General features: G+C 46.9%; 3 protein-coding genes. 1 reads left to right on the plus strand and 2 read right to left on the minus strand.

Translation table 11 applies throughout. The annotated features are described in order from the left end of the window. A partial coding sequence (locus AC29Z1_RS02800) for a sensor histidine kinase (RefSeq protein ID WP_488269935.1) occupies nucleotides 1-1114 on the minus strand: 1114 nt, incomplete at its 3' end. Then, entirely contained in the window at nucleotides 1111-1791 is a 681-nt protein-coding gene (locus AC29Z1_RS02805) for a response regulator transcription factor (RefSeq protein ID WP_488269936.1), read from the minus strand. The genes AC29Z1_RS02800 and AC29Z1_RS02805, both read right to left, overlap by 4 nt. A gap of 184 nt (nucleotides 1792-1975) precedes the next feature. On the opposite strand from AC29Z1_RS02805, the gene AC29Z1_RS02810 reads away from it, so the two are divergent. Next, complete coding sequence (locus AC29Z1_RS02810) at nucleotides 1976-2962, plus strand: biotin--[acetyl-CoA-carboxylase] ligase (RefSeq protein WP_488269937.1); 987 nt, start codon at nucleotides 1976-1978, stop codon at nucleotides 2960-2962. Nucleotides 2963-3022 lie beyond the last annotated feature (60 nt).

A 3022-nucleotide genomic window follows, 5' to 3' on the forward strand; every position in this document is an offset into this window, starting at 1 on the left:
TAGTAAGTATTTGGCCTAGCCGGTCAGGATCAGCCAGAACTGGTGGCAGGGTGGTCGGAATGCTTATATCGATTGTTAACTCGTTAGCATCCAAGAAGGGAATCAGTGTAGCGATATGGTTAGCAATAAATGGAGCAAGCTGGATGGGCTTGGCAACTAGTCGCAGTTCACCGGCATCCAGTTGGGAAAGGTCCAGTAAATCACCAATCAGGCGGTTAATTCGGTTGCTTTCAGCCACAATACTGGTAAGATAACGGACACGTTGGTTTTCTGTGGTTACCAGGCCGTCAAGCATGGCTTCAGCCAAAGCCTGGATTGACGCGACAGGGGTTTTAATTTCATGGGAGACATCTGACAGAAATTCGCGTCGTTTTTGTTCCAATTGTTCCAGTTCGGCCGCCATGGCGTTAAAGGTACGCCCCAGTTCGCCAATTTCATCATTTTGCGTGGCCGTGGTGCGGCTGGCATAGTTGCCGGCAGCAAAGGCGGCTGCAGCTTGACTGATATCGCGCAGCGGACGAGTGACGCCGCGGGCTGTCAAGAGTCCGACAATCATGGCAGCCAAAGCACTGGCTGTTAGTGAATATAGCAGCAAATTTCCCAGAGCGTGCGTTGTGCGGGTGACTCCTTTCAGTGGAGAGTAAAGAAATAATGCAGTTGGTGGACCGGATGCCGGTGATGGTAGTGGCAAGGCTGCCACAATCGCCGGATCGCCATTGCGCCAGGGTTTTAATATTTTTTGAGAGCCGCTGTTACCTAAATCCAGCCAATCGGCTTTATCCCATAGTTCGGAGAGATTTCCTATACGTTTTCCTCTCCAGCCCTGCGGTGCTTGGCCGGCAAGGACTTTCCCATTTTTGTCCATAAGCCAGATGGTGCCGCCAACCATATCACCCATGGCTTCAAACCAACGGTCTGGCGGTTGTTGGCCTTTGACTAAGGTGGGAGTAATGATATCTACAACAGCTTTACCTTTTTCCAGGAGGTCCCGGCGTTTGTTTTCGATAACATGATCGCGTACAAGATACGACATGAGTAACCCTAATGTCAGCATGCTGACAAGAATAATCGCGACATGAGAAAGCAGCAGTTTGCCAAACAGTGATTTGATCATTTGGCAACTACCTCGAATTTATAACCGATTCCCCACACGGTGTGGATATAACTGTATTCCGGATTATCAATTTTTTGGCGCAAGCGTTTGATGGTTGCGTCAACAGTACGGTCGGCGCCATCGAAGTCGTAGCCCCAGACATTGATAAGGAGCTGCTCGCGGGAAAAAGTCATTTTAGCATGGCGGGCCAAAAACGTTAACAATTCAAATTCTTTGGGTGAGAGTTGGTTTGTTATATTGCCAGTGGATACTGTTTGGGAAGTTAGGTCGATACTGAGGTTAGGAAACTGCATGCAGTTTCCGGCCTCGACTAACAGACCGCTGCGTCTTAGTACGGCCTTGACACGGGCGATAACTTCCCGGGGACTGAAGGGTTTGGTAATGTAGTCATCAGCACCTAAGGAAAAACCGGTAAGTTTGTCGGCTTCTGCGCTTTTGGCAGTTAAAAAGATGACAGGTACTTTACGCTGTATGGCTGCGCAAATCTCCCAGCCTGTTCGACTCGGCAGCATGACATCAAGGATTAGTAGATCAGGGCGGTGTTTTTCTTCAATGGCCAATGCCGTTTGTCCGTCAAAGGCTGTAAATACTTGAAACCCTTCCCGCTCGAGGTAAAGCTGTAACACTTCGACAATTGTTGCTTCATCATCTGCCAGTAGTATTTTAATCTGTTCCATAAGTCACCTCACACTGTCTATAAAAAATTATATTCGCTATAAGAGGTTTAACAGCACAGGTATCTAGAGAGAATGCTATCATACTCCGACCGCTGTGTAAATGTGAGAAAAGCTCTGATTGACAATTGTTAACCAATAGATTATTATTAGGATAACAATATTGGGTTTTGGGGTTGAATATGATATGCGGACGGAAATTTTGGAATTCTTAAAACAACATGCAGGACAGTATATTTCTGGCGAAGACATTTCTCGGATACTAAACATATCACGAACCGCCGTTTGGAAACATATTCGTTTTCTGAAACAGGCGGGTTATGACATTGAAGCTCATCCCCGTCTGGGATATGCACTTCGCCAAATGACGGAAAGATTGCTGCCTGAGGAAATTAAGGCCCATTTGACCAGTACGGTGCTGGGACGGGAGATACACTATTTTACTGAAATTGACTCGACCAATAATGAGGCTAAAAAATTGGCGGCTAACGGCTGTCCAGAAGGCACTATTGTTGTTGCTGAAGAGCAACTTTCCGGGCGCGGTCGCTTGGCAAGAGGATGGTTTTCTCCGTTTGGCAAAGGAATTTGGCTGTCAGTAGTGCTTAGGCCGCCGTTTGCCCCCATGGAGGCACCAAAATGTACGCTAATGGCTGCAGTTAGTATAAATCAGGCAATACATACAGTAACAAACCTAGATTCTGGTATTAAATGGCCTAATGATATCATGTGGCATGGACGCAAAATAGCCGGGATTCTTACCGAAATGAGTGCCGAGATGGATGCGATTAACTATGTGGTTATTGGCATGGGCATTAATGTCAATCTTGTTGAGCAGGATTTTCCTGACGAAATTGCTGCTACAGCCACCTCACTAGCTATTGCCGCCGGTAGTCAGATTTCAAGAATGAAGTTATTGACCGCCATGTTAGCTGAACTTGAAAAAAGGTATAATACAGTCAAAAATTTAGGGTTTACGCCTGTGCTTGCCGAGTGGAAAAACCAGTCCATTACTTTGGGCCAGCAGGTGGATGTGCATGGTATTGACCGGAATTTTACCGGTTTGGCCGTTGATATTGATGCTGATGGTGCATTACTTATTAAGACAGCGCAAGGCATAGAACGGGTGTTGGCCGGTGATGTATCTATCAGGCCTTGTGCCAAGGAGGTAAAATGATGCGAACTCGTTCGATGGCGCTTACCAGTTTGTTTGCTGCTCTGCTGGCAGTGAGTTCGC

The organism is Sporomusa sp., assembly GCF_057736855.1.

Excerpts from the sequence above, each read along its gene's own strand:
- AC29Z1_RS02805 (WP_488269936.1), bottom strand. The coding sequence starts at position 1,791 with ATGGAACAGATTAAAATACTACTGGCAGATGATGAAGCAACAATTGTC.
- AC29Z1_RS02810 (WP_488269937.1), top strand. The coding sequence starts at position 1,976 with ATGCGGACGGAAATTTTGGAATTCTTAAAACAACATGCAGGACAGTAT.